This is a genomic window from Streptomyces sp. P9-2 (assembly GCF_051903975.1).
Taxonomy (GTDB): domain Bacteria; phylum Actinomycetota; class Actinomycetes; order Streptomycetales; family Streptomycetaceae; genus Streptomyces; species Streptomyces cellulosae.
The window spans coordinates 961,546-984,674 of record NZ_CP192633.1 but is presented as its reverse complement, the minus strand read 5'-3'; the positions used below and the strand labels follow the sequence as shown (position 1 = coordinate 984,674).

Here is a 23,129-nt window from a genome sequence, read left to right as displayed (position 1 = left end):
ACAACCCCGACCGGGCAGGGAAAAATCCCCGCGGCACCCACTGCCCGTCACTGCTGATCAGGCCAACGCCCGCCTGTACGGCTGCACCATCATCGAGGAGCGGCCTCGGAGAATACGCCGCCGGCCACCTGCCCGGCGCCCGCAACATTCCCCTCGGCCACCTGCGCACCGCCGTGTCTGCCCTCAAGACGGTCTGGCAGGGGTGGGGGTCTTCTGGCAAGGGGCGATGTGGGAAGGGGCCGCGCGGCTCCCGGCGGTGGCTCGCCGGGAGCCGCTCCGCTTCCCGTGTGGTGGTCTCAAACGGCGAGGTCGTACGGGGCCTGGGCATTGAGCCAGGCGTCCACCTCGGCCCAGCGGTAGCGCAGGTGGCGACCGACCTTGTGCACGTTCGGGCCGGTGCCCCGGTACTTCCACTGGTAGAGCGTCTTGACCGGCACCCCGAGGTACTCGGCGACTTCCGCCGGGGTGGCGAGGGGGCCGCGTCGGTTGGCGTCGGCAGTGGTGTGGTCAGGGCGAGGGGAAAGGCTCGGCATAGGGCTCCCTTTTCAGTTTCGTACAACTGCTTGGACAACACAGCGATACCCTCGGCGGAGAAGTCCAGAGTTGGTTCTGGAAGGCTCCAGAAGTTCCCGTTGGTGAGCGCGGGAGGCAATACCGTAAGGGCGAATTGGCGGTTGACCAAAAAGTCGGCGCCAGGGTGATGTGCTGTTCGTAAGGCCAGGTGGTGGCCCATCGTCGAGAGGTGCGGTCAGCTACACTGCGCTCGCTTTCCGGTGGACGGAATCGGCGGCGCTGCCTCCCCGGTGCCGCGTGTCGTGCATTAGCCGGCGCGATTGTTGATCCGGCCGGGTGCGACTTCTGTAGGGTTTACGGCCCAACTCTTGCTAAAGGCTTCGGCTGCAAGTCACAGCTACCTGTTATGGCAACTCGACCTCTCGAAATAGGCCCCGCCGGCTTGCATACCGCCCGCGCTATCGAGCGCATGCGGCTGGCGCTCGGCCTCACCCAGCATCAACTGGCTGCCCGCTGCACCGCGATGGGCCGCCCGATGACCAACACCGCGCTCAGCCGTACCGAGCGCGCCCATCGGCGCTGCGACATCGACGATCTCGTGGTGATCGCCGCAGCCCTCGGTGTCCCGCCGACGGTTCTGCTGTCTACTGGGGCCCGCCTCGCCCATCCTCGTCACTCCGCCACAGACGCCTGCGGCGGTGCCCAGGGGGTTCTCCTTGGCTGACGTGTACGACCGCTGGCACAAGTCCCATCCCAAGCCGGACGAGACCCGGTGCAGCGAGCACAAGAGCCGCACTCGGCGGATGGTTCCGACCTCTGACCACGGGACCGGGAAGCGCTGGCAGGTCCGGTACCGGGACCTGGACGGCCACCAGCGCAAGGAGAACTTCCACACGAGGGCCGAGGCCGACAAACGGGCGGCCGAGGTCGACGTCGAGATCCGGAGCGGCAGCTACGTTGTTCCCGCCGAGACGAAGCAGACGCTCGGCGCCTACGCCCAGAGGTGGCTCGACGCGAACTCGGTCGGCCCGACCACGGCCCTCCGCTACGAGGCCACCGTCCGCAACCACATCGTGGCCCACCTCGGCAGGCGCGAGCTGCGGTCCTTGAACAAGCCCTCGGTCGTTCAGGGCTGGATCCGCACACTGCAGGACGGCGGCTTCGAGGTGTCGACGATCGAGGGCATCTTCGACGTCCTCTCCAGCATCCTCGGCATGGCCGTGGAGGACGGACTGCTGCCGAAGAACCCGTGCAAGTCGAAGTCGGTGAAGCTGCCGACCGCGACCAAGAAGAAGACCGTCCCCTGGTCCGTGGAGCGGGTACGCGCCGTCATCGCGGGGCTACCCCAACGCTTCCAGGCCGGCGGCAAGCTCGCCTTCGGTTGCGGCCTGCGACAGGGCGAGGTCTTCGGCTTCGCCGTCGAGGACGTCGACTTCAGGGGCGGCTGGATCCACGTCAACCGCCAGGTGCGGCTCGTCGGCACGAAGCCGGTTTTCGCTCTGCCCAAGGGCAACCGGATCCGGTCAGTGCCGCTGTCGGCGCAGCTGGCCACTGCCCTCAAGGGCCACATGAGGCGATTCCCGCCCACGGCGGTCACGCTGCCCTGGGCGAAGCCCGACGGCGAGCCCAAGACCTTCCGGCTGCTTTTCGTCGACGAGAAGGGCCGGGCGTACAACCGCAGCGTCTTCAACATGGGCGCCTGGAAGCGAGCCCTGGTCGCCGCCGGCGTGATCCCTCCCCGCGAGCGCGGGGCGAGGTACCTCCAGGCGGCTCCTGAGGACGGCATGCACGCCCTCCGTCACGCGTATGCCTCCGTGCTCTTGGACGCGGGGGAGAGCATCAAGGCGCTCTCCGAGTACCTCGGCCACTCGGACCCGGGCTTCACGCTGCGGACGTACACGCACCTGCTGCCGTCCAGCGAGAGCCGGACCCGCAAGGCGATAGACGACGCCTTCACCGGCGCGGAGCCGTTGGAAACCGGAGAGCCCCAGGGCACATCACCACCCCCAGCAAAACCAATGTGCCCTCAATGTGCCCTGGCCGCCTGACGCCCCCTCCTCGGCGCGCAAAAGGGCGAGGCCCGAAGACCCCGCCCGACTCCTACGAAACCCCAGCTCAGGGCCACACCAGGCAGTACGCCTGATGCCCCGCGTCGTGCAGCCGGTGCGAGAAGTCCTGCCACTCGTGCAGCAGTTGGTAGACGTTGAACGCGTCGCGCGGGCCACCGCGGTCCGGGACCGTCGACCAGATGAAGGCGGCCGCGCCGACCGCTTCCTCGCCTATGTCGCGCAGCGGATCCACCACCGTCATGGGGAGCTTCACGACCGCGTAGTCCGGGTGCAGGACGACCAGTTCGAGCGGCGGGACCTTGTGCAGGGGGACGCCCTCGATGCCCGTGAGGACCATCGCGGCCATGGTCTCCGGCTTGATCTTGGTGAACATGCCGCCCATGCCCAGCTCGTCCCCGCCGAGCTCCTCGGGGCGCATGGAGATCGGGACGCGGGCCGCGGTGGCGCCGTCCGGCGCACCGAAGTACTTGTACGTCACCCCCACCCGACCACCATTCCTGCTCCCCGCCCCGCTCAGTGGGCCGATCCGCTCCGGCTCGTCGTGTGCACGACGCGTCTGATCCGCTTCCTCCGCTTCGCGTCGGTGCCTTCCCCGCCGGGCACGTCGAGGACCCAGGTCGTCGGTCCCCTCGCCCAGTCCGCCACCGCGATGCATATCTCCACCCGACTGCTTTTCTAGGACGCGTGGCCCCCGCCGCGCAACCCGATCATCGTGACAGTGACCTCCCCCACGGCCGCCCGCCGAAACGTGCGGTGAACCATCCGTCCGCGAGTTTGTCGCGGGGCCCGGCCGCACCGGCCGTGCGAGCTGTGTGCACCAGGGGTCAGTTTCGCAGATCACGGCCGGTCCGGGGCCCTGATCGGCAGGTCGTCGGGGCGCGGACGCCGTGGCGGGCCCCTGGCCTACCCTGAAACGAGTCACAGCAGCCGCAGCCCGGCGAGAAACCCGGGACGTCGGAAAAGGTCGGAGAAGTCGCAGGTCATGAGCGAACTGCCATATTCGTACGAAGCCCCAGCCTCGCAGGCGCTGTTCGATCGTGCCGCGGCCGTCACTCCCGGTGGTGTGAACTCACCGGTGCGTGCCTTCCGCGCCGTCGGCGGAACGCCCCGGTTCATGGTCTCCGGCTCCGGGCCCTATCTGACCGACTCCGACGGGCGCGAGTACGTCGACCTGGTGTGCTCCTGGGGGCCGATGATCCTCGGGCACGCGCACCCCGAGGTGATCGCCGCCGTGCAGGAGGCCGTCGCGCGCGGCACCTCCTTCGGCACGCCCGGTGAGGGCGAGGTCGCGCTCGCCGAGGAGATGGTCGCCCGGATCGAGCCGCTGGAGCAGGTGCGGCTGGTGTCCAGCGGCACCGAGGCCACCATGTCGGCGATCCGGCTGGCGCGCGGCTTCACTCAGCGCAGCAAGGTGATCAAGTTCGCCGGCTGCTACCACGGCCACGTGGACGCGCTGCTCGCCTCCGCCGGCTCCGGCGTGGCGACGTTCGCGCTGCCGGACACCCCGGGCGTCACCGGCGCCCAGGCCGGCGACACCATCGTGCTGCCGTACAACGACCTGGACGCCGTGCACGCCGCGTTCGCCGCGCACCCGGGCGAGATCGCCTGCGTGATCACCGAGGCGTCCCCGGGCAACATGGGCGTCGTCCCGCCGCTGCCCGGCTTCAACCAGGGGCTCAAGGACGCGTGCGCCGCGAACGGCGCGCTGTACATCTCCGACGAGGTCATGACCGGCTTCCGTACGAGCCGCGCCGGCTGGTACGGCGTCGACGGCGTGCGGCCCGACCTGATGACCTTCGGCAAGGTCATGGGCGGCGGCTTCCCGGCCGCGGCCTTCGGCGGGCGCGCCGACGTCATGGCGCACCTCGCCCCGGCCGGCCCCGTCTACCAGGCGGGCACCCTCTCCGGTAACCCGGTCGCCACCGCCGCGGGCCTCGCCCAGCTGCGGCTGCTCGACGACGCCGCGTACGAGAAGGTGGACGCGGTCTCGGCGCAGATCCGCTCCCTCGTCACCGAGGCGCTCACCAAGGAAGGCGTCGCACACACGCTGCAGAACGCCTCCAACATGTTCTCCGTCTTCTTCACGGAGAACCCGGTCCGCGACTACGAGGACGCCAAGAAGCAGGAGTCGTTCCGCTTCACCGCGTTCTTCCACTCGCTGCTGGCGAACGGCGTCTACCTGCCGCCGTCGTCCTTCGAGTCCTGGTTCGTGTCCACGGCCCACGACGAGCGGGCCGTCCAGCGCATCGCCGACGCCCTCCCGGCGGCGGCCCGAGCAGCGGCGGAGGCCACCGCGTGAGCTCCGAGAAGAACCCCGACGACGTCACCGTCGTCCACCTGATGCGGCACGGCGAGGTCGAGAACCCGGACGGCGTCCTCTACGGCCGCCTCCCCGGCTACCACCTCTCCGAGCTGGGCCGCCGGATGGCCGACCGGGTCGCCGAGCACCTGGCGTCCCGCGACATCGTGCACGTCGGCGCCTCCCCGCTGGAGCGGGCGCAGGAGACGGCCGAGCCCATCGCCAAGGCGCACGGCCTGGACATCGCCACCGACCGGCGGCTGATCGAGGCGGAGAACGTCTTCCAGGGAAAGACCTTCGGCATCGGCGACGGCGCGCTGCGCCGCCCCGCCAACTGGAAGCACGTCGTCAACCCGTTCAAGCCGTCCTGGGGCGAGCCGTACGTCGACCAGGTGGTGCGGATGATGGGCGCGCTGGAGACGGCGAAGGAGGCGGCGCGCGGCCACGAGGCGGTGCTGGTCAGCCACCAGCTGCCGATCTGGATCGTGCGGTCCTACGTGGAGAAGCGCCGGCTGTGGCACGACCCGCGCCGCCGCCAGTGCACCCTGGCCTCGCTGACCACGTTCACCTACCGCGGCGACAAGATCGTCTCCGTGGGCTACGGCGAGCCCGCCCTCGACCTGGTGCCCGAGCATCTGCGGGCGGGCGCCAAGCCCGCGAAGGGCGCCGGAAAGGCCTACGGCGCGTGACGCCCGTGTGAGGGCGGTGCGCCGCTCTCACGGGGGGTTCGTTGCGGAACCTCCGCATCCGACGGGAACCTCCCTCTTCGTCAACTCCTCTGAATGGGTGACCACTCAGGGACATGACGAAGGGGGACGCCATGCGCGCTCTCTCCCGCAGGGGAATGCTCGGGCTCGGCGCGGGGGCCGCGGCCGCCGTCTCCTTGGCCGGCTGCGGCGGCCACACAGGCTCCGACGGATCGACCCCCGCCGGCGGTTCCCGCCCGGGGGCCGGGGGCCGGCCCGCGTCGCCGAAGCCGAAGCCGACCGCGACGGTCCGTCCCATCGGCGACGGCTCCACCGCCTTCACGGGCAAGCAGCCTCATCAGCCCGAGCGGCCCGTGCCGCTGGAGCCGGGTCAGACGCCCCCGCAGTTCGTCGTGTTCTCCTGGGACGGCGCCGGCGAGGTCGGCAACGGGCTCTTCCCGCGCTTCCTGGACCTCGCCAAGCAGCACGGCGCGTCCATGACGTTCTTCCTCTCCGGGGTCTATCTGCTCCCCGAGTCGAAGAAGCGCCTCTACGACCCGCCGAACAACCCGCGCGGCGCCTCCGACATCGGCTACCTCACCGACGCGCACATCAAGGACACCCTGCGGAACCTGCGCCGTGCCTGGCTCGAGGGCCACGAGATCGGCACCCACTTCAACGGGCACTTCTGCGCCGGCTCCGGAAGCGTCGGCACCTGGACGCCGAAGCAGTGGCGCGACGAGATCGAGCAGGCGAAGTCGTTCGTGAAGGAGTGGCGCACCAACTCCGGGTGGACCGACGTCGAGTCCCTGCCGTTCGACTACGACAAGGAACTCGTCGGCGGCCGCACCCCCTGTCTGCTCGGCCAGGACCAGCTGCTGCCCACCGCCCGCGAGCTGGGCTGGCGCTACGACGCCTCCTCGCCCGGCGGACGCCAGGTCTGGCCCTCCAAGAAGCAGGGCATATGGGACCTTCCGCTCCAGCAGATACCTTTCCCCGGACGGTCGTTCGAGGTCCTCTCGATGGACTACAACATGCTCGCCAACCAGTCGCTCAACTCCACCAACGCCCCGGCCCACAACTACCCGGGCTGGCGGCAGCAGTCGGCACAGGCGTACATATCCGGCTTCCAGCGGGCATACGAGACCAACCGGGCACCCTTCTTCGTCGGCAACCACTTCGAGCAGTGGAACGGCGGCATCTACATGGACGCCGTCGAGGAGGCCCTGAGGCACATCGCGCGCGCGAAGGAGAAGGGCGGAGACGTGAGGATCGTCTCCTTCCGGCAGTTCTGCGACTGGCTCGACGTGCAGAAGCCCGAGATGCTCGACCGGCTGCGCACCCTGGACGTCGGCCAGGAACCCTCCGGCGGCTGGCAGGCGTTCACCCGCGACCTCGCCGGCACGCCGTCCACGGGAGCCGCCGATCCCGCCTGAGATGCGGGTTTCCGCCCGGGGCGGGGTGCGCAGGGGGGTGCGCAAGATCCCCAGAACGGGCATGCGAAACTTTTCACATGAGTGCCGCCAGCCGCGCCCCCCAGCGCTCGAACCGAGCCGCGCAGAGCTCGTACCGCGCCGCCCGTGCCGTGCGCGCCCGCCGTCGTGCCGCCCTGGCCGCCGGCGCCGCCGCGGCCGCCCTGCTCCTCACCGCCTGCGGCGACGGGGGCACCTCCGGCGGGGGCGGCGACACCGGCTTCGTCACCGGCACCGACGGCATCTCCACCGTCCCCGCGGACCAGCGCGTCGCCGCGCCCGACCTGTCCGGGCAGACCCTGGAGGGCGAGCAGCTCGACGTCGGCGACTACAAGGGCAAGGTCGTCGTCCTCAACGTGTGGGGCTCCTGGTGCAACCCGTGCCGCGCGGAGGCCAAGTACTTCGCCGAGGTGTCCAAGGAGTACGAGGGCAAGGACGTCCAGTTCGTCGGCATCAACACCCGCGACGGCAGCACCACCGCCGCGCTCGCCTTCGAGAAGGACTTCGGCATCACCTACCCGAGCCTGTACGACCCCACCGGCAAGCTGATGCTCCGCTTCGAGAAGGGCACGCTCAACCCGCAGGCCATCCCCTCCACGCTGGTGCTGGACCGGGAGGGCCGGGTCGCCGCCCGCTCGCTGACCGCCCTCGACGAGGAACGGCTGCGGAAGATGCTCGAACCGGTCGTCGCGGAGAAGTGACGTGACGGCCCTGCACACGCTCGCCGCGGAGACGGGCTACAACGGCACGGTGCTCAACGGCGCCCTGCTGGTGGCCCTGCCCATCGCCGTGCTCGGCGGCCTCGTCTCCTTCTTCTCCCCCTGCGTCCTGCCGCTCGTCCCCGGCTACCTCTCCTACGTCACCGGCGTCTCCGGCACCGACCTCGCCGAGGCCCGGCGCGGCCGTATGGTCGCCGGCGCCTCCCTGTTCGTGCTCGGCTTCACCGTCGTGTTCGTCTCGGGCGGCGCCTTCTTCGGCTACTTCGGGCAGACGCTCCAGGAGCAGTCGGGCGTGCTGTCCAAGGTGCTCGGCGTCTTCATGATCCTCATGGGCGTCTTCTTCATGGGCCTGATGCCCTGGCTCACCCAGCGGGAGTTCCGCTTCCACAAGCGGCCGGCGACCGGACTGATCGGCGCGCCCGTGCTCGGCGCCCTCTTCGGCATCGGCTGGACCCCCTGCATCGGGCCCACCCTCGCCTCCGTCCTCACCCTGTCCGCGCAGCAGGAGAGCGCCGGACGGGGCGCGCTGCTCACCGTCGCGTACTGTCTCGGACTGGGCGTGCCCTTCGTGCTCGCCGCCGTGGCCTTCCGCAAGGCGCTCGGCGCCTTCGGCTGGGTCAAGCGGCACTACGTCTGGGTGCTGCGCATCGGCGGCACGATGATGATCGCGACCGGTGTGCTGCTGCTGACCGGCGCGTGGGACACCCTCGTGGCGGAGATGCAGACCTGGTCCAACGGCTTCACGGTGGGGATCTGACCCGATGAGCGACACCACGACGGACAACTCCACGCAGACCGGTGACGACCAGGACCTCGGCGCCGCCGGCTCCCAGCTGTCCACCGCGCCCGTGGAGGACGCCCCCTCGCCCAACCTGCCCGCCCTCGGCGTGATCGGCTGGGCCCGCTGGTTCTGGCGGCAGCTCACCTCCATGCGGGTCGCGCTGCTGCTCCTGCTGCTGCTGTCGCTCGCCGCGATCCCCGGCTCGCTCATCCCGCAGACCGGCATCGACGAGACGAGGGTCGCCGACTTCCGTGAACGGCACGACGTCCTCGCGCCCGTCTACGACAAGCTCGGGCTCTTCAACGTCTACAGCTCGGTGTGGTTCTCCGCGATCTACATCCTGCTGTTCGTCTCCCTCATCGGCTGCATCGTGCCCCGCACCTGGCAGTTCGTCGGCCAGCTGCGCGGCCGCCCGCCGGGCGCGCCCCGCCGGCTGACCCGGCTGCCCGCGCACACCACCTGGCGCACCTCGGCCGCCCCCGAGGAGGTCCGCGAGGCCGCCCTCGCGCTGCTGAGGAAGCGCCGCTTCCGGGCGCACACCGTCGGGGACGCCGTCGCCGCCGAGAAGGGCTATCTGCGCGAGCTCGGCAACCTGGCCTTCCACCTCGCGCTGATCGTCATGCTGATCGCGTTCGCCTGGGGCCAGCTCTTCAAGTCCGAGGGCAACAAGATCGTCGTCGAGGGCGACGGCTTCTCCAACACGCTCACCCAGTACGACGACTTCAAGTCCGGCAACCTCTTCACCAACGACGACCTGGAGCCGTTCAGCTTCGACGTCAAGGAGTTCACCGGCACCTACGAGCGCACCGGCCCCAACCGGGGCACCCCGCGCACGTACGAGACCGAGGTGACGTACACCGAGGGCGCCGACGGCGAGGAGAAGAACGCCGTCATCAAGGTGAACAAGCCGCTGGAGATCGGCGACGCCAAGGTCTACCTCGTCAGCCACGGCTACGCGCCCGTGGTGACCGTCCGCGACGGCAAGGGCGAGATCGTCTACCAGGACGCCGTGCCGCTGCTGCCGCTCGACAACAACGTCACCTCCAACGGCGTCGTCAAGGTCCTCGACGGCTACCGCAACCCGCAGGGCAAGAAGGAGCAGCTGGGCTTCCAGGCGTTCTTCGTGCCGACCTTCGGCGGGTCCGCGAGCGGCACGATGCTCTCCCAGTTCCCGGCGCTGGACTACCCGGTGCTCGCGCTCAACGCCTACCACGGCGACCTGAAGGCCGACTCCGGCATTCCGCAGAGCGTGTACCAGATGGACAAGACGAAGATGAAGGAGTTCAAGGACGCCGACGGGGAGCTGCTGAAGAAGCTGCTCACCCCCGGCGAGACCATGACGCTCCCCGGCGGGGCCGGCTCGATCACCTTCGAGAAGGACATCAAGGAGTGGGCCGGCTTCCAGGTCGTCCAGGAGCCGGGCGGCGGCTGGGCGCTCGGCGGCGCCCTCGCCGCGATCGGCGGACTGGCCGCCTCCCTGTTCGTGCAGCGGCGCCGCGTGTGGGTGCGCGCGGTGCGCGGCGACGACGGCGTGACCGTCGTCGAGATGGCGGGCCTCGGCCGCAGCGAGTCCGCGAAGGTGCCCGAGGAGCTCGGCGACCTCGCCGCGGTCCTGTACGAGCGGGCGCCCGGCGTGGCGGACCCCCAACCGGAGACCGCTCCCCCCGAAGACACCGGAACGCCCGACGCGTCCGGAACCACCACGTCCACCGACACCGACTCTCAAGCCGTGCCTGCCGAAGGGGCTGAGCAGCAGTGACTCTCGCCGCCGCGACCAACGAGAACCTCGCGGAGATCAGCAATGTGCTGATCTACTCCGCGATGGCGGTCTACACCCTCGCTTTCTTCGCGTACATCGCCGAGTGGCTCTTCGGCAGCCGCAGCAAGGTCGCCCGCACGGCGGCCGCGCTCACCCCGAAGGCCTCCGCCGCGGGCACCGGGCCGGCCGTGACCGTGAAGCAGGGCGGCGGCACCGCCGTCCTGGAGCGGCCCAAGGTCACCGTCCGCGCCGCGTCCGGCTCGCGTGACGTGCCCGACGGGCCCGGGGCGCACGGCGGCGACGAGCAGGGCGACCTCTACGGGCGTATCGCCATCTCCCTCACCGTGCTCGCGTTCGCGCTGGCCTTCGGCGGGGTGCTCACCCGCGCGCTGTCCGTGGAGCGCGCGCCGTGGGGCAACATGTACGAGTTCAACATCACCTTCTCCACGACCGCGGTGGGCGTGTACCTCCTGCTGCTGGCGCTGAAGAAGAACGTGCGCTGGCTCGGCCTGTTCCTCACCACGTCGGTCCTCCTCGACCTCGGTCTCGCCGTCACCGTCCTGTACACCGCCAGCGACCAGCTGGTTCCCGCCCTGCACTCGTACTGGCTGTACATCCACGTCTCCACGGCGATCCTGTGCGGCGCGGTGTTCTACGTCGGCGCGTTCACGACGGTCATGTACCTCTTCAAGGACTCGTACGAGAACAAGCTGGCGAACGGCGGCAAGCCGGGCAGCTTCGCCACGTCCTTCCTGGAACGGCTGCCCGCGGCGGCCTCGCTGGACAAGTTCGCCTACCGCGTCAACGCGGCGGTCTTCCCGCTGTGGACGTTCACGATCATCGCGGGCGCCATCTGGGCCGGCGACGCGTGGGGCCGCTACTGGGGCTGGGACCCCAAGGAGACCTGGTCCTTCATCACCTGGGTCGCCTACGCCGGCTACCTGCACGCCCGCGCCACCGCCGGCTGGAAGGGCCGCAAGGCCGCCTACCTGGCCCTGATCGCCTTCGGCTGCTGGCTGTTCAACTACTACGGCGTCAACATCTTCGTCAACGGCAAGCACTCCTACGCCGACGTGGGCCTGGGCGTGCTGCAGTCGGCCGGTTTCTGACCGGCCCCACCCTCTTACGCACGGCTCGGAGGCCGCCCCGGACACCAGTCCCGGGGCGGCCTCCGCCGCGTTCACTTCCCGATGTCCTCGCCCCACAGCTCCGGGTTCCGGGCGACGAACTCCCGCATCATCGCCACGCATTCCGGGTCGTCGAGCACCACGACCTCCACGCCGTGCTCCGCCAGCCAGTCGTGCCCGCCGTGGAAGGTGACGGCCTCCCCGACCACCACCCGCGAGATCCCGAACTGCCGCACCAGCCCCGAGCAGTACCAGCAGGGCGACAGCGTGGTCACCATCGTCGTCCCCCGGTACGACCGCTGCCGTCCCGCGGCCCGGAACGCCGCCGTCTCCGCGTGCATCGACGGATCCCCGTCCTGCACCCGCCGATTCCGCCCCCGCCCGAGCAGCGCCCCGTCGGGCCCGTACAGAGCGGCCCCGATGGGGATGCCCCCTTCAGCCGGCCCGGCCCGCGCTTCCTCCAGCGCGGTGGCGAGCCAGGTGCGGGCGGTCGCCTCGTCCAGCGGCTCCACCGGAGGATCAGCCGCCGAGCAGCGCGAGGACGCTGTTCACGGCCTCGACGACGGGCTGGCCGACCGCTCCCACGGTGGCGGCGATGCCCGCCACCGCCAGCAGGGCGCGATGGCGCTGCTGCGGCTCGACGGCGGGCGAGGCGATGTCCGGCAGGGCTTCGTCGATGGACTGGGCCCGGGCCGGCGGCACCTGCGCGCGCAGCTCCGTGACCAGCTCGACGAGCTGCCGGAGGGCCGCCTCCAGCTCGGGAGACGTCTGTGCCGGGGCGGCCTGGTTCTTGACGATGCCGGTGTTCCCCAGCCCGCCGTGCATCGAGACGCTGTCGCCGAAGTAGTAGTTGTCGCCGCTCATGAGTGCCCCACTCCCACGTTGCCGGATCCGCCGTACATGTTGACGTTGTCGCCGAAGTGATAGTTCTTGGGATTGACGAACAGCTGCTCCACCTTGACCTGGAACTCCGCCTCGGGGTTCTCGATGGCCTGCACGATGGGCGCGACGAGTTGGTCGAGCTGCCGCGGGTCTGAACTGGTCACCATCGCGATCGACGGACCCGAGGTCTCCACCGCCAGCACGTACTGGGGCGGAGCCCCCACCACGGAGAACATCTCCACCAGGCTGAACACCAAGGCCCCGACGGCGCCCAGCCAGGTGAACGTGAGGATGCCGCCGGCCAGGGACTGGTTGCCGATCGCCGACAGCGCCCCGAGGATCGTCAGTCCGAACGCCACCGTGAGGGTCAGCGCCGCCCGCTTGAGGAACAGCATCGTGGCGTCCTTGCGGCGGGGCGTCAGGGTGAAGGTGTAGACGCGGGTGATGTTCTGCAGCGGGTACGCGGCCGTGCCGACCCACAGCAGCCGTTTGCCGACCCTCAGGTCGAGGGAGCGCATGCTCCGTGGCGGTACCGCGGGCGGCGGCGGGACATCGTAGTGTCCCGGGGGCTCGATCCGCTGGGCCGGAGGCCGGGTCTGTCGGTCCGGAGGCGGGAACGCCGGAGGGGGCTGGGGGACCGGACCGGGCGGTGGAGTGCCGGGTACCGGTGGCGGGGCGTTCTCCATGCTCACCGAGGTCTCCGTCATCTGAAAGCGTGTCAGGGGGTGACCTATTAACCACGCTCGGTGGCGCCGGCGCAAGTCGATTGTCTCTTCGCTCCACCGGAAGCTGACGGCATTTCACCATACGTGTACACAGGGTCACTTGGGGCTTTCGGGCGCATACATGTAGCGTCCCGTCGGTGGTCGAAGGGGGGCCACGGATGCACGGGGGCGCCAGTGGAACGGGGACTGAGCTGAGCGGGGAAGACGTGACCGGCCTCACGGGGAGCGGGGCCGAGCCGCTGCAGGACGACGACCCGCGCCGGATCGGGCCGATCCCGCTGCTGGGGCGTCTCGGGGTCGGCGGCATGGGCCGGGTGTACCTCGGCGTGCACGAGGGCCGGTACGCGGCGGTCAAGCAGGTGCTGCCCTCGGTCGCCGGGGAGGACCAGGACTTCCTGCGCCGCTTCGGGCACGAGCTGGACAACCTCGCCCGGCTCCCCGACGAGGCCACCGCCCCGCTGCTCGCGGGTGACCGCGACGCCCGCCCACCGTGGTTCGCCACCGCCTACGTGCCCGGCACACCCTGCGCGAGGCCGTCGACCTGCACGGCCCGCTGCCGCGCGAGGCGCTGTGGCTGTTGCTGCGGGAGGCCGCCACCGGGCTGGCCGCCGTGCACGCGCTGGACATGGTGCACCGCGACCTCAAGCCGTCCAACGTCATGCTGACCCTGGACGGCCTCACCCTCATCGACTTCGGCGTGGCCCGCGCCGCCGACCAGAGCCAGCTCACCCGCACCGGCATGGTGGTCGGCACGCCCGCCTACATGTCGCCCGAACAGGCCTCCGGCAAGCGGGCGTCCAGCGGCGTCGTCGACGTCTTCGCCCTGGGCTCCGTGCTCGCGTACGCCGCCTCCGGCCGGCCGCCTTTCGGCGACGAGTCCGGGCACGCCGTGCTGTACCGCATCGTGCACGAGGAGCCCGACCTCACCCCGCTGCGGGAGCTGGACCCCGAGCTGGCCGACGTGGTCGCGTCCTGCCTCGACAAGGACCACGAGGGCCGCCCGACCGCCGCCGAACTGGTCGAGAAGGCCTCGGAACACGGGCCGTCCGGCACACCCCCCTGGCCCGAGGTCGTCGCGGAGCAGCTCGCCGTACGGGCCGCCTTCGCCGCCCGCACCCCGGACCCGCAGGACCTCCCTCCGACGGTCGGCGCGACGGAGGCGGCGGGGGAGGACGACAAGGAAGTCGTCGGTGAGAAGGAGAAGAAGGAGCAGCCGCCCGCGCGGAAGGAACGCCGGCGGCGGATGCTGCCCGTCGTCGTGCCGGTCGTGGTCGTCGTCACCGGCGGCGCGCTCGCCTTCCAGCTCCTCCCGTACGTCACCGACTCCGGCAACGCCGCGGGCGGCCCCACGCCCTCCGCGTCCGTGACCGTCTCCGCCGACGTCACGCCCTCGGCGACCGCCGCGACCACGAAGCCGTCGCCCTCCGGCAGCCCGTCCGCCTCCAAGAAGCCGAAGGGCGACGACGCGAAGGGGCGGGAGCAGGAGTCCGGCGCCGGGGACGCCGGTTCGGGTACGGGCGTGGGCGCCGGTTCCGGCGACGGGGGCGGCGCGGGCGACGGCGGCGGCGACATCGGTCCCGGTGCGGGGGTCGGCGACGCCGACACAGAGGGGAACGGGGGCAGCGGCTCTGGGGGCGGGGTTCGGGTGGCGCCGTGACCCTGCGCAACGCGTCGACCGGACGGTGTCTCACCGGTTCCGGGAATACCTACGGCAGGGTCTTCGGGGCCGACTGCGGCTCCGCCGCGGCCCGGTGGAGCCTGCAGAGCGCCTCGGGCGGCGCGTACCGCATCGTCCACGCCGCGTCCGGCGCCTGCCTCTCCGCCTACGGCTCGATGCACATGGCGGCGTGCGGCGGGGACGACGCCCAGGAGTGGCGTCTCGGCTCGGGCGGCACCGTGGTCCTGGTGAAGACCGGCAGGTGTCTGGAGCACGCCCAGCCGAGCGGCATGATCATGGCGCGGGTGTGCGGGGGCGCGGCATCCCAGAGCTGGACGCGGACGTAGGCCCCGCCCTCAGTCGTTCCGGGGATCCTCGTCCCCGTCCCGGTCCCGCTTCTTCTCCTCGTCGAGCGACTTCAGGAAGTCCGGGTTGTCGTCCGGCGCGACCCACTGGCCGCGTCCGCCGCCACCCCAGACGGAGCCGCCCGCTCCGGCCGGCTGCCGCTTCTTGCCGGCGATGATCCAGGAGATCGAGCCGACCAGCGGGAAGAGCAGGACGAGGATCGCCCACAACGGCTTGGGCATGTGCCGGATGTCCTCGTCCTTCGTGCTGATGCAGTCGATGAACGCGTAGACGCTCAGGGCCAGTGGCACGAGGAACATGAGCACCCGAAGCATGGGCCTCTCCAGCGAAAGAGGTGGGCGGTACCGGTCCAGCGTAGCCGCTCGGGGATACTGGACCCCATGGCTTACGACGATCTTCGCTCCCTGCTCAGGGCGCTGGAGCGCGAGGGCGACCTCAAGCGCATCAAGGCCGAGGTCGACCCGCATCTGGAGGTCGGTGAGATCGTCGACCGGGTGAACAAGGCCGGCGGTCCCGCCCTGCTCTTCGAGAACGTGCGCGGCTCCTCGATGCCCCTCGCCATGAACGTCTACGGCACCGACCGCCGGCTCCTGAAAGCGCTCGGGCTCAAGTCGTACGCGGAGATCGGTGAGAAGATCGCCGGGCTTCTGAAGCCCGAGCTCCCGCACGGATTCGTCGGGGTGCGCGAGGCGTTCGGGAAGCTCGGCGCGATGACGCACGTGCCGCCGAAGAAGGTGAAGTCGTCCGACGCGCCCGTGCACGAGGTCGTGCTCACCGGCGACGACGTGGACCTGGAGCAGCTGCCCGCGCTGTTCACCTGGCCCAAGGACGGCGGCTCCTTCTTCAACCTGGGGCTCACCCACACCAAGGACCCGGAGAGCGGCATCCGCAACCTCGGTCTGTACCGCCTCCAGCGCCACGACAAGCGCACCATCGGCATGCACTGGCAGATCCACAAGGACAGCCGCAACCACTACCAGGTGGCCGCGCGGCGCGGTGAGCGGCTGCCGGTCGCCATCGCCTTCGGCTGCCCGCCGGCCGTGACGTACGCCTCCACCGCGCCGCTGCCCGGCGACATCGACGAGTACCTGTTCGCCGGGTTCCTCCAGGGCAAGCGGATCGAGATGGTCGACTGCAAGACGGTCCCGCTCCAGGTGCCCGCGCAGGCGGAGGTCGTCGTCGAGGGCTGGCTGGAGCCCGGCGAGATGCTGCCCGAGGGGCCCTTCGGCGACCACACCGGCTTCTACACCCCGCAGGAGCCGTTCCCCGCCCTGACGATCGACTGCGTGACGATGCGGAAGCGCCCGCTGCTCCAGTCGATCGTGGTCGGCCGCCCGCCGACGGAGGACGGCCCGCTGGGCCGGGCCACGGAACGGTTCTTCCTGCCCCTGCTCAAGATCATCGTCCCGGACATCGTGGACTACCACCTGCCCGAGGCCGGCGGCTTCCACAACTGCGCGATCGTCTCGATCGACAAGAAGTACCCGAAGCACGCGCAGAAGGTCATGCACGCCATCTGGGGCGCGCACATGATGTCGCTGACCAAGCTGATCGTGGTCGTCGACTCCGACTGCGACGTGCACGACCTGCACGAGGTCGCCTGGCGTGCCCTCGGCAACACCGACTACTCGCGTGACCTCACCGTCGTCGAGGGCCCGGTCGACCATCTCGACCACGCGTCGTACCAGCAGTTCTGGGGCGGCAAGGCGGGCATCGACGCGACGAAGAAGTGGCCCGAGGAGGGGTACACGCGCGACGGCGGCTGGCCCGACATGGTGGAGTCCGACCCGGAGACCGCCGCGAAGGTGGACCGCCGCTGGAAGGAGTACGGACTGTGACCTCGGCCTCCGCCGCCCTCCCGCAGCAGCCGGGACGCACCAAGGCGTTCCTGCGCCTGGTGATGATCGAGCACTCGGTGTTCGCGCTGCCCTTCGCCTACATCGCCGCGCTCACCGCGATGTACGAGTGGGACGCCAACATCCACTGGGGACGGCTGTTCCTCGTCACCCTCGCCATGGTCGGCCTGCGCACCTTCGCGATGGCCGCCAACCGCATCATCGACCGCGAGATCGACGCCCGTAACCCGCGCACGGCGCACCGTGAGCTGGTCACCGGCGCGATGTCGGTCAAGCATGCCTGGACCGGCGCGCTGATCGCCCTCGCCGTGTTCCTCGGCGCGGCCGCGCTGCTCAACCCGCTGTGCCTGGCGCTCGCGCCCGTCGCCGTGATTCCGATGGTGGTGTATCCGTACGGCAAGCGGTTCACCAACTTCCCGCAGGCCATCCTGGGTCTCGCGCAGGCGATGGGCCCGGTCGGCGGCTGGCTGGCGGTCACCGGGTCGTGGTCCTGGGACGCGGTCGTCCTCGGCCTCGCGGTCGGCATCTGGATCGGCGGCTTCGACCTGATCTACGCCTGCCAGGACGTCGAGACCGACCGGGAGATCGGCGTGAAGTCCGTCCCGGCCCGCTTCGGCATCCCCGCGGCGATCTGGGGCGCCCGCGCCTGCCACACCGTCACGACGGCCCTGTTCGTCTGGTACGCGGTCCTCACCGACGCCGGCGCCTTCTTCTGGCTGGGCCTGCTGATCGTGGCCGCCGCGTTCGTCTACGAACACACCATCGTCCGCCCACACGACCTGACCCGCCTCAACCGCGCGTTCTTCAGCGTCAACGGCTTCATCGGCATCGCACTGTTCCTCTGCGCGCTGCTGGACCTGCTGGTGCGCGGGCTGACCGTCTGAGCGAGCGCGGCCAGACGATCGGTTCGCGGGGCCGCGCCGGGCGGCGGCGGAGGAGGAAGGCCGCCGTCACCCCCGCGGCGAGGCCGATCAGGTGGCCCTGCCAGCTGACGCCGGACTGGGTGGGGGCGAGACCCGCGAGGATCGAGCCGCCCCAGACCGCGGCGATCAGGACGCCCACCAGCACGCCCAGCGGGCGGCGCTCCACGAAGCCGCTGACCAGCAGATAGCCGAAGAGGCCGAAGATCAGGCCGGAGGCGCCCGCCGTGTTGCTGTCCGCCGGGGATATGAGCCAGACGCCCAGGCCGTCCGCGACGACGATCAGCGCGCACACGGCGAGGAACCGGCGTATCCCGCCGAGCGCCGCGAGGAAACCCAGCACCAGCAGCGGCACGCTGTTCGCCGCCACATGGGAGAAGCCGAAGTGCACGAAGGCGGACGGAACCACGTCCACCAGCTCGGACGGGGTGCGCGGCACGATGCCGTAGCCGTCGAGGGCGTGGCCGCTCGCCACGTCGGCCACCTCGAGCACCCACAGCAGCGCCACCCAGGCGGCCATCAGCACGGCGGCCGCCCGCACCCGCTCGCCGCGTGACCACGCCGGACGCGTGTCCGTCATCGTCCACCCCCACCGCCGGGCCGTTGTGAGGGAGAACGCCCGGAGACCCTGGCCCGGTTCCCGTCCTGCGACTTTGGATAGGCTCGGTCCCGTGAACCCAGCCAAGCCAGGAGAGACGCGGCGATCGCCTTGGATCGTAGGGGTCTCGGGCGCCTCCGGCACCCCCTACGCCGCGGCCGTGCTGCGCGCGCTGCTCGCGGCCGGGGAGAGCGTGGACCTCGTCGTCAGCCGGGCCTCGCGGCTCACCCTGCTGGACGAGACCAAGATCGCCTTCCGGGACGCCCATTGGCGCGACGACCTGCGCGCATGGCTGTCCCGGGGGGCGGACGGCAAGCCGGACACCTTCTCCGTCGACCTCGACGACGTGCGGTACTGGGCCGCCGGCGACCTCGCGGCCGGGCCGTCCTCGGGGTCGTACCCGAGCAAGGGCATGCTGATCGTGCCCGCCTCCACGGCGAGCGTCGCCGGGGTGGCGCTCGGGCTGTCCAAGGACCTGCTGCAGCGGGCGGCGAGCGTGACCCTGAAGGAGGGCCGCCGCCTGGTCGTGGCCGTACGGGAGACCCCGCTGAACGGCCAGACGCTGCGGCACCTGGTGACGCTGGACGACGCGGGCGCCACCGTACTGCCCGCCTCACCGGCCTTCTACGCGGGCGCGACGCACATCCAGGACCTGGTGGACTTCGTCGCCGGACGCGTACTCGACGCGGCGGGCGTCCCCCACACGCTGTACCGCCGCTGGGAGGGCGAACTCGGCGGAGGATCCCGCGCGGACGACTGACCCACCCGCCCCGGGGCCCGGCGCCCCGCCGGACCGGGGCGCACCTCACGGCACCACCTCTCGGCACCACCTCTCGGAAACTTCGTACCTCTTCAGTGGAAGGCATCGATTCGATGGACGCGGTGGACAGGCAGCTCATCCAGGCCCTGCGGGAGAACGGCCGGGCCTCCTACGCGGAGCTGGGGCGCCTCGTCGGTCTGTCGGGACCCAGCGTCACCGACCGCATCAACCGGCTGGAGGCGGCCGGTGTCATCACCGGCTACCGCGCCACGGTGGACGCCGCCTCGCTCGGCCTCGGCGTCACCGCCCTCATCGGCATCTCCCTGTCCGACGCCGCCGACCACGAGGACGTGGCACAGCGGCTGAAGGACCTCCAGGAGATCGAGGACTGCTGGTTCATCGCCGGCGACGACTCGTTCATGCTCAAGGTGCGCGCCACGGATGTGGACGGGCTGGAGAGGATCATCCGCCGGCTGTCCGGCACCAAGGGCGTGTCCCGTACCCGTACCACGATCGTGCTCTCCACCAAGTGGGAGAACCGCGTCGGTGAGCTGCCCGAAGAGGTCGGCTGACCGGGGCGTACGGTGGGACGGGTCTGTCTTCTGGGAAAGAGGTAACGGCATGGACGTCGGGCTCAAGCGCGAGCTGGAGGAGAAGGTCCGCTCCGGTGAGCGGCTGACCCGCGAGGACGGCATCGCGCTCTACGAGTCGGACGACCTGGCGTGGCTGGGCGGCCTCGCCCACGAGGTGCGGACGCGGAAGAACGGCGACGTCGTGCACTTCAACGTCAACCGCCACCTCAACATGACCAACGTGTGCACGGCCTCGTGCGCGTACTGCTCCTTCCAGCGCAAGCCGGGGGAGAAGGATGCGTACACGATGCGCATCGAGGAGGCGGTGAAGCTCGCCGAGGAGATGCGCTCGGAGAACCTCACCGAGCTGCACATCGTCAACGGCCTGCACCCGAACCTGCCGTGGCGCTACTACCCGCGGTCGCTGCGCGAGCTGAAGGCCGCGCTGCCGGAGGTGTCGCTGAAGGCGTTCACCGCCACGGAGATCCACCACTTCGAGACGATCTCGGGGCTGAGCGCGAGCGAGATCCTCGACGAACTCATCGACGCGGGGCTCGAGTCCCTCACGGGCGGCGGCGCGGAGATCTTCGACTGGGAGGTCCGGCAGCACATCGTGGACCACCGCACCCACTGGGAGGACTGGTCGCGAATCCACCGCCTGGCACACGAGAAGGGCCTCAAGACGCCCTGCACGATGCTCTACGGCCACATCGAGGAGCCGCGCCACCGGGTGGACCACGTCCTGCGGCTGCGTGAACTCCAGGACGAGACCGGCGGTTTCCAGGTCTTCATCCCGCTGCGGTACCAGCACGACTTCGTCGACCTGAAGGACGGCAAGGTCCGCAACCGGCTCCAGGCGCGCACGCAGATGGCGACGGGCGCGGAGGCGCTGAAGACGTTCGCGGTGTCGCGGCTGCTGTTCGACAACGTGCCGCACGTGAAGGTGTTCTGGGTGATGCACGGCGTGCAGACGGCGCAACTGGCGCTGCAGCACGGGGCGGACGACATGGACGGGTCGGTGGTCGAGTACAAGATCACGCACGACGCGGACAATTTCGGCACGCCGAACAAGCTGACGCGGGAGGATCTGCTGGATCTGATCCGCGACGCGGGGTTCCGGCCGGTGGAGAGGAATACGCGGTACGAGATCATCCGCGAGTACGACGGCCCCGACCCGGCGCGCCGGGAGTCCCCGCAGCCGATGCGGGTCTGACTCCCGTCGGGGGGCTCCTGGTCGTCGCCGCCCGCGGCAGGGTGGGCGGCCGGTCGCGCAGTTCCCCGCGCCCCTTCAGGGTCACCTGCGGCACGGTGGGGGCTTGTCGCGCAGTTCCCCGCGCCCCTGAAGGGCGGACGGTGAGGGCTTGTCACGCAGTGCCGCGCGCCCCCCTTGGAGGGGCGGTGGTAAACGCGCCCCGAAGGGGCGCGGGGAACGGCGCGAGCAACCCGCGACCATCCGCAGGGGATTTCAGGGGCGCGGGGAACGGCGCGAAGAACCGGCGACTGCCCGCACCCGGAATCCAGGGGCGCGGGGAACTGCGCGAGCAACCCGCGACCACCCGCAGGGCATTTCAGGGGCGCGGGGAACTGCGCGACCGGCCCACCACCCGGCCGCACCCGGAACGGTGCCGCGGGCGGCCGGAATTCGACTGCGCGCCCGTCAGGGTAAGGGCTACGCTCACCACATGCCCCTTACCTTCACCGCCGACCCCGACATCACCCCCACCCTCCGCGACGGCATCCTCGACCTCTGGACCGATGTCACCAACGCCGGCGGAGCCGTCGGCTTCGTCGCGCCCGTGACGCGGGAGGAGATCCGCCCCGCCCTGCTGCGGCAGTTCACGGACATGGCGGAGGGCAGGTCGCGCCTGGTCGTGGGGCACGACGAGGAGAACCGCGTCGCGGCCACCGCGTTCCTGACGCGGAACACCCACCCCCTGATGACCCACTGGATCTGGCTCTACATGTGCTGACCGGGCAGGTTGGTGACGCGGCTGGCTGGTGGGTGGCCGCCGATGCCGGTGTGGGGGCGGTGGTAGTTGTACCAGTGCAGCCAGTCGGTGAACGCTTCCCTGCGCTCGTGGTCTGAGGTGTAGGGCCGCTGGTAGGCCCATTCGTCGAGCAGGGTGCGGTGGAAGCGTTCGACCTTGCCGTTGGTCTGGGGCCGCCAAGGCCTGGTCCAGCGGGGGCTGATGCCCAGGTCGCGGCAGGTGTCACGCCAGGTGTTCTTGCTGTAGGCCCAGGCGTTGTCGGTCAGGACCCGCTCGATGCGGATGCCCAGCGATGCGAAGTAGGCCGTGGCCCGGACGAGGAAAGCTGCGCAGGTCGGGGCGGTCTCGTCGGGCAGGTCCTCGGTGTAGGCGATCCGGCTGTGGTCGTCGAGGGCGGTATGCAGGTAGGCCCAGCCGGCGCCGTTGGTCCGGCTGCGGTGGCCGTCGGCCCGGCCGAGGGTCTTGTGGCCGCCGCCGTCGGGGATCCTGCCGAGCTTCTTGACGTCGATGTGGACCAGTTCGCCGGGTCGGGCGCGTTCGTAGCGGCGGACGGGTTCGCCGGTGGCCCGGTCCAGGGCCCTCAGAGGCGGCTGGCCGTGCCGCTGGAGGATGCGGTGGGCGGTGGAGGCCGCGATGTGGCACCGGACGGCCAGCCGCAGCGGGCCGATGCGGTGTTCGCGCCGGAGCCGGAGGACTTCCATCTCGATCTCGGCCGGCGTCCTGCGGGGCTGGTGGTGGGGCCGGCTGGAGCGGTCGTTCATTCCGGCGACGCCGAGCTGCCGGTAGCGGGTGGCCCAGCGGGCGGCGGTGGTGTGGCTGACCTGGAAACGCTCGGCAGCCCGGCGCAGCGGCCAGCCGTCGTCGACGACACAGCGGGCCAGGCGAAGACGCCCGGTCTCGGTCAGCGGGGCATTACGGTGGGGCACGAGGGCCTCCTCGGATCGGTGCAGATGTCGCAATCCACACCGAACCCGGAGGCCCTCACCCGTTCAAGAACCCAGCACGCGTGTCACCAACGTCCCCGGACAACACATCTACACGGTGATGGTCCACCCCCGCCACCAGGGCAAGGGCCACGGCCGAGACCTCCTCGCCGAGGCCGGGCGCACCGCACGCACCATGGAGGGCGTCGAGGCCGTCCGCCTCGGCTGCCGCGGCGGTCTCGGCCTGGAACGCTTCTACGCGTCCTGCGGCTACAAGGAGGTCGGCCGCGTCCCGGACGCGATCCGCGTGGCGCCGGGCGACGACCGCGACGACGTGATCATGCACCTCACCCTCAGGTGAACCCGTACAGCCCCGTACGGCCCCGTACCCCGTTGAAAGATCGCCCGCCACTCGTGCTTCACTGGACGTCGTCCCGTAAGGGACCGTTTCTGACCG

At 70.6% G+C, this 23,129-nt stretch carries 22 protein-coding genes and 3 pseudogenes; 17 read left to right on the top strand and 8 right to left on the bottom strand.

Annotated elements, in window-relative coordinates; all coding sequences use genetic code 11:
• Positions 1-296 precede the first annotated feature (296 nt).
• Positions 297-533: a helix-turn-helix transcriptional regulator gene (locus ACQY0Z_RS04615; protein WP_254585660.1), complete on the bottom strand. Its 237-nt coding sequence runs from the start codon at positions 531-533 to the stop codon at positions 297-299.
• 386 nt (positions 534-919) lie between these two features.
• On the opposite strand from ACQY0Z_RS04615, the gene ACQY0Z_RS04610 reads away from it, so the two are divergent.
• Together ACQY0Z_RS04610 and ACQY0Z_RS04605 are read left to right on the top strand one after the other, a co-directional pair.
• Complete coding sequence (locus ACQY0Z_RS04610; RefSeq protein WP_254585659.1) at positions 920-1,237, top strand: helix-turn-helix domain-containing protein; 318 nt, start codon at positions 920-922, stop codon at positions 1,235-1,237.
• Between the two features lies 1 nt (position 1,238).
• Positions 1,239-2,561, top strand: coding sequence for a tyrosine-type recombinase/integrase (locus ACQY0Z_RS04605; RefSeq protein WP_254585673.1), 1,323 nt, complete (start codon positions 1,239-1,241; stop codon positions 2,559-2,561).
• A gap of 67 nt (positions 2,562-2,628) precedes the next feature.
• Here the strand turns inward: ACQY0Z_RS04605 and ACQY0Z_RS04600 are convergent, their stop codons facing one another.
• A complete protein-coding gene (locus ACQY0Z_RS04600; RefSeq protein ID WP_033272597.1) occupies positions 2,629-3,066 on the bottom strand; it encodes a hypothetical protein in 438 nt (145 codons plus the stop codon).
• A gap of 498 nt (positions 3,067-3,564) precedes the next feature.
• Between ACQY0Z_RS04600 and hemL the strand changes: the two genes are divergently transcribed.
• From hemL to ccsB, 7 genes are all read left to right on the top strand, one after another.
• Positions 3,565-4,881 carry a glutamate-1-semialdehyde 2,1-aminomutase gene (gene hemL / locus ACQY0Z_RS04595; protein WP_254585658.1) on the top strand — a complete coding sequence of 439 codons (1,317 nt, stop codon included), beginning with the start codon at positions 3,565-3,567 and terminating at the stop codon, positions 4,879-4,881.
• 41 nt (positions 4,882-4,922) lie between these two features.
• Positions 4,923-5,570, top strand: coding sequence for a histidine phosphatase family protein (locus tag ACQY0Z_RS04590; RefSeq protein WP_189903327.1), 648 nt, complete (start codon positions 4,923-4,925; stop codon positions 5,568-5,570).
• Between the two features lie 155 nt (positions 5,571-5,725).
• Entirely contained in the window at positions 5,726-7,003 is a 1,278-nt protein-coding gene (locus ACQY0Z_RS04585) for a hypothetical protein (RefSeq protein WP_254585672.1), read from the top strand.
• A gap of 77 nt (positions 7,004-7,080) precedes the next feature.
• The gene (locus tag ACQY0Z_RS04580; RefSeq protein WP_189903158.1) at positions 7,081-7,740 is read left to right on the top strand and encodes a TlpA family protein disulfide reductase; all 660 of its coding nucleotides are present in this window, start codon (positions 7,081-7,083) and stop codon (positions 7,738-7,740) included.
• Position 7,741: 1 nt separating this feature from the next.
• On the top strand, positions 7,742-8,515 hold the full coding sequence (locus tag ACQY0Z_RS04575) for a cytochrome c biogenesis CcdA family protein (RefSeq protein WP_019526493.1): 774 nt from the start codon (positions 7,742-7,744) through the stop codon (positions 8,513-8,515).
• Positions 8,516-8,519: 4 nt separating this feature from the next.
• Complete coding sequence (gene resB, locus ACQY0Z_RS04570) at positions 8,520-10,298, top strand: cytochrome c biogenesis protein ResB (RefSeq protein ID WP_254585657.1); 1,779 nt, start codon at positions 8,520-8,522, stop codon at positions 10,296-10,298.
• Positions 10,295-11,407 carry a c-type cytochrome biogenesis protein CcsB gene (ccsB, locus tag ACQY0Z_RS04565; RefSeq protein WP_254585656.1) on the top strand — a complete coding sequence of 371 codons (1,113 nt, stop codon included), beginning with the start codon at positions 10,295-10,297 and terminating at the stop codon, positions 11,405-11,407. Before resB ends, ccsB begins: the two co-directional genes overlap by 4 nt.
• 71 nt (positions 11,408-11,478) lie before the next feature.
• Here the strand turns inward: ccsB and ACQY0Z_RS04560 are convergent, their stop codons facing one another.
• The 3 genes from ACQY0Z_RS04560 to ACQY0Z_RS04550 are packed head-to-tail and all read right to left on the bottom strand — an operon-like array spanning position 11,479 to position 12,825.
• The gene (locus tag ACQY0Z_RS04560; protein WP_189903164.1) at positions 11,479-11,937 is read right to left on the bottom strand and encodes a nucleoside deaminase; all 459 of its coding nucleotides are present in this window, start codon (positions 11,935-11,937) and stop codon (positions 11,479-11,481) included.
• A 7-nt stretch (positions 11,938-11,944) separates the two neighbouring features.
• The gene (locus ACQY0Z_RS04555; RefSeq protein WP_189903166.1) at positions 11,945-12,289 is read right to left on the bottom strand and encodes a hypothetical protein; all 345 of its coding nucleotides are present in this window, start codon (positions 12,287-12,289) and stop codon (positions 11,945-11,947) included.
• Complete coding sequence (locus ACQY0Z_RS04550; RefSeq protein ID WP_189903167.1) at positions 12,286-12,825, bottom strand: DUF6232 family protein; 540 nt, start codon at positions 12,823-12,825, stop codon at positions 12,286-12,288. The genes ACQY0Z_RS04555 and ACQY0Z_RS04550 overlap by 4 nt, the downstream gene beginning before the upstream one ends.
• 413 nt (positions 12,826-13,238) lie before the next feature.
• Between ACQY0Z_RS04550 and ACQY0Z_RS04545 the strand changes: the two are divergent.
• A pseudogene (locus ACQY0Z_RS04545) lies at positions 13,239-15,036 on the top strand (serine/threonine-protein kinase).
• 9 nt (positions 15,037-15,045) lie between these two features.
• On the opposite strand, the gene ACQY0Z_RS04540 reads toward ACQY0Z_RS04545, so the two are convergent.
• A complete protein-coding gene (locus ACQY0Z_RS04540) occupies positions 15,046-15,369 on the bottom strand; it encodes a PLD nuclease N-terminal domain-containing protein (protein WP_189903171.1) in 324 nt (107 codons plus the stop codon).
• Positions 15,370-15,435: 66 nt separating this feature from the next.
• On the opposite strand from ACQY0Z_RS04540, the gene ACQY0Z_RS04535 reads away from it, so the two are divergent.
• Together ACQY0Z_RS04535 and mqnP are read left to right on the top strand one after the other, a co-directional pair.
• Positions 15,436-16,893, top strand: a complete 1,458-nt coding sequence (locus tag ACQY0Z_RS04535) for a menaquinone biosynthesis decarboxylase (RefSeq protein WP_439811866.1) — start codon at positions 15,436-15,438, stop codon at positions 16,891-16,893.
• A complete protein-coding gene (mqnP, locus tag ACQY0Z_RS04530) occupies positions 16,890-17,795 on the top strand; it encodes a menaquinone biosynthesis prenyltransferase MqnP (protein WP_189903175.1) in 906 nt (301 codons plus the stop codon). Before ACQY0Z_RS04535 ends, mqnP begins: the two co-directional genes overlap by 4 nt.
• Here mqnP and ACQY0Z_RS04525 read toward each other — a convergent pair.
• Complete coding sequence (locus tag ACQY0Z_RS04525; protein WP_254585654.1) at positions 17,731-18,411, bottom strand: rhomboid family intramembrane serine protease; 681 nt, start codon at positions 18,409-18,411, stop codon at positions 17,731-17,733. The genes mqnP and ACQY0Z_RS04525 overlap by 65 nt on opposite strands.
• 91 nt (positions 18,412-18,502) lie before the next feature.
• Here ACQY0Z_RS04525 and ACQY0Z_RS04520 point away from each other — a divergent pair, with 91 nt between their 5' ends.
• The 4 genes and pseudogenes from ACQY0Z_RS04520 to ACQY0Z_RS04505 form a co-directional block, all read left to right on the top strand.
• The gene (locus ACQY0Z_RS04520) at positions 18,503-19,189 is read left to right on the top strand and encodes a UbiX family flavin prenyltransferase (RefSeq protein ID WP_078504653.1); all 687 of its coding nucleotides are present in this window, start codon (positions 18,503-18,505) and stop codon (positions 19,187-19,189) included.
• 113 nt (positions 19,190-19,302) lie between these two features.
• Entirely contained in the window at positions 19,303-19,761 is a 459-nt protein-coding gene (locus ACQY0Z_RS04515; RefSeq protein ID WP_254585671.1) for an Lrp/AsnC family transcriptional regulator, read from the top strand.
• A gap of 49 nt (positions 19,762-19,810) precedes the next feature.
• The gene (gene mqnE, locus ACQY0Z_RS04510) at positions 19,811-20,974 is read left to right on the top strand and encodes an aminofutalosine synthase MqnE (protein ID WP_254585652.1); all 1,164 of its coding nucleotides are present in this window, start codon (positions 19,811-19,813) and stop codon (positions 20,972-20,974) included.
• A gap of 469 nt (positions 20,975-21,443) precedes the next feature.
• Positions 21,444-21,722 (top strand): annotated as a pseudogene (locus ACQY0Z_RS04505) (GNAT family N-acetyltransferase); the annotation flags it as partial.
• Here ACQY0Z_RS04505 and ACQY0Z_RS04500 read toward each other — a convergent pair.
• On the bottom strand, positions 21,719-22,675 hold the full coding sequence (locus ACQY0Z_RS04500) for an IS481 family transposase (RefSeq protein WP_439811865.1): 957 nt from the start codon (positions 22,673-22,675) through the stop codon (positions 21,719-21,721). The pseudogene ACQY0Z_RS04505 and the gene ACQY0Z_RS04500 overlap by 4 nt on opposite strands.
• Positions 22,676-22,781: 106 nt before the next feature.
• On the opposite strand from ACQY0Z_RS04500, the pseudogene ACQY0Z_RS04495 reads away from it, so the two are divergent.
• A pseudogene (locus tag ACQY0Z_RS04495) lies at positions 22,782-23,033 on the top strand (GNAT family N-acetyltransferase); the annotation flags it as partial.
• Between the last annotated feature and the right edge of the window lie 96 nt (positions 23,034-23,129).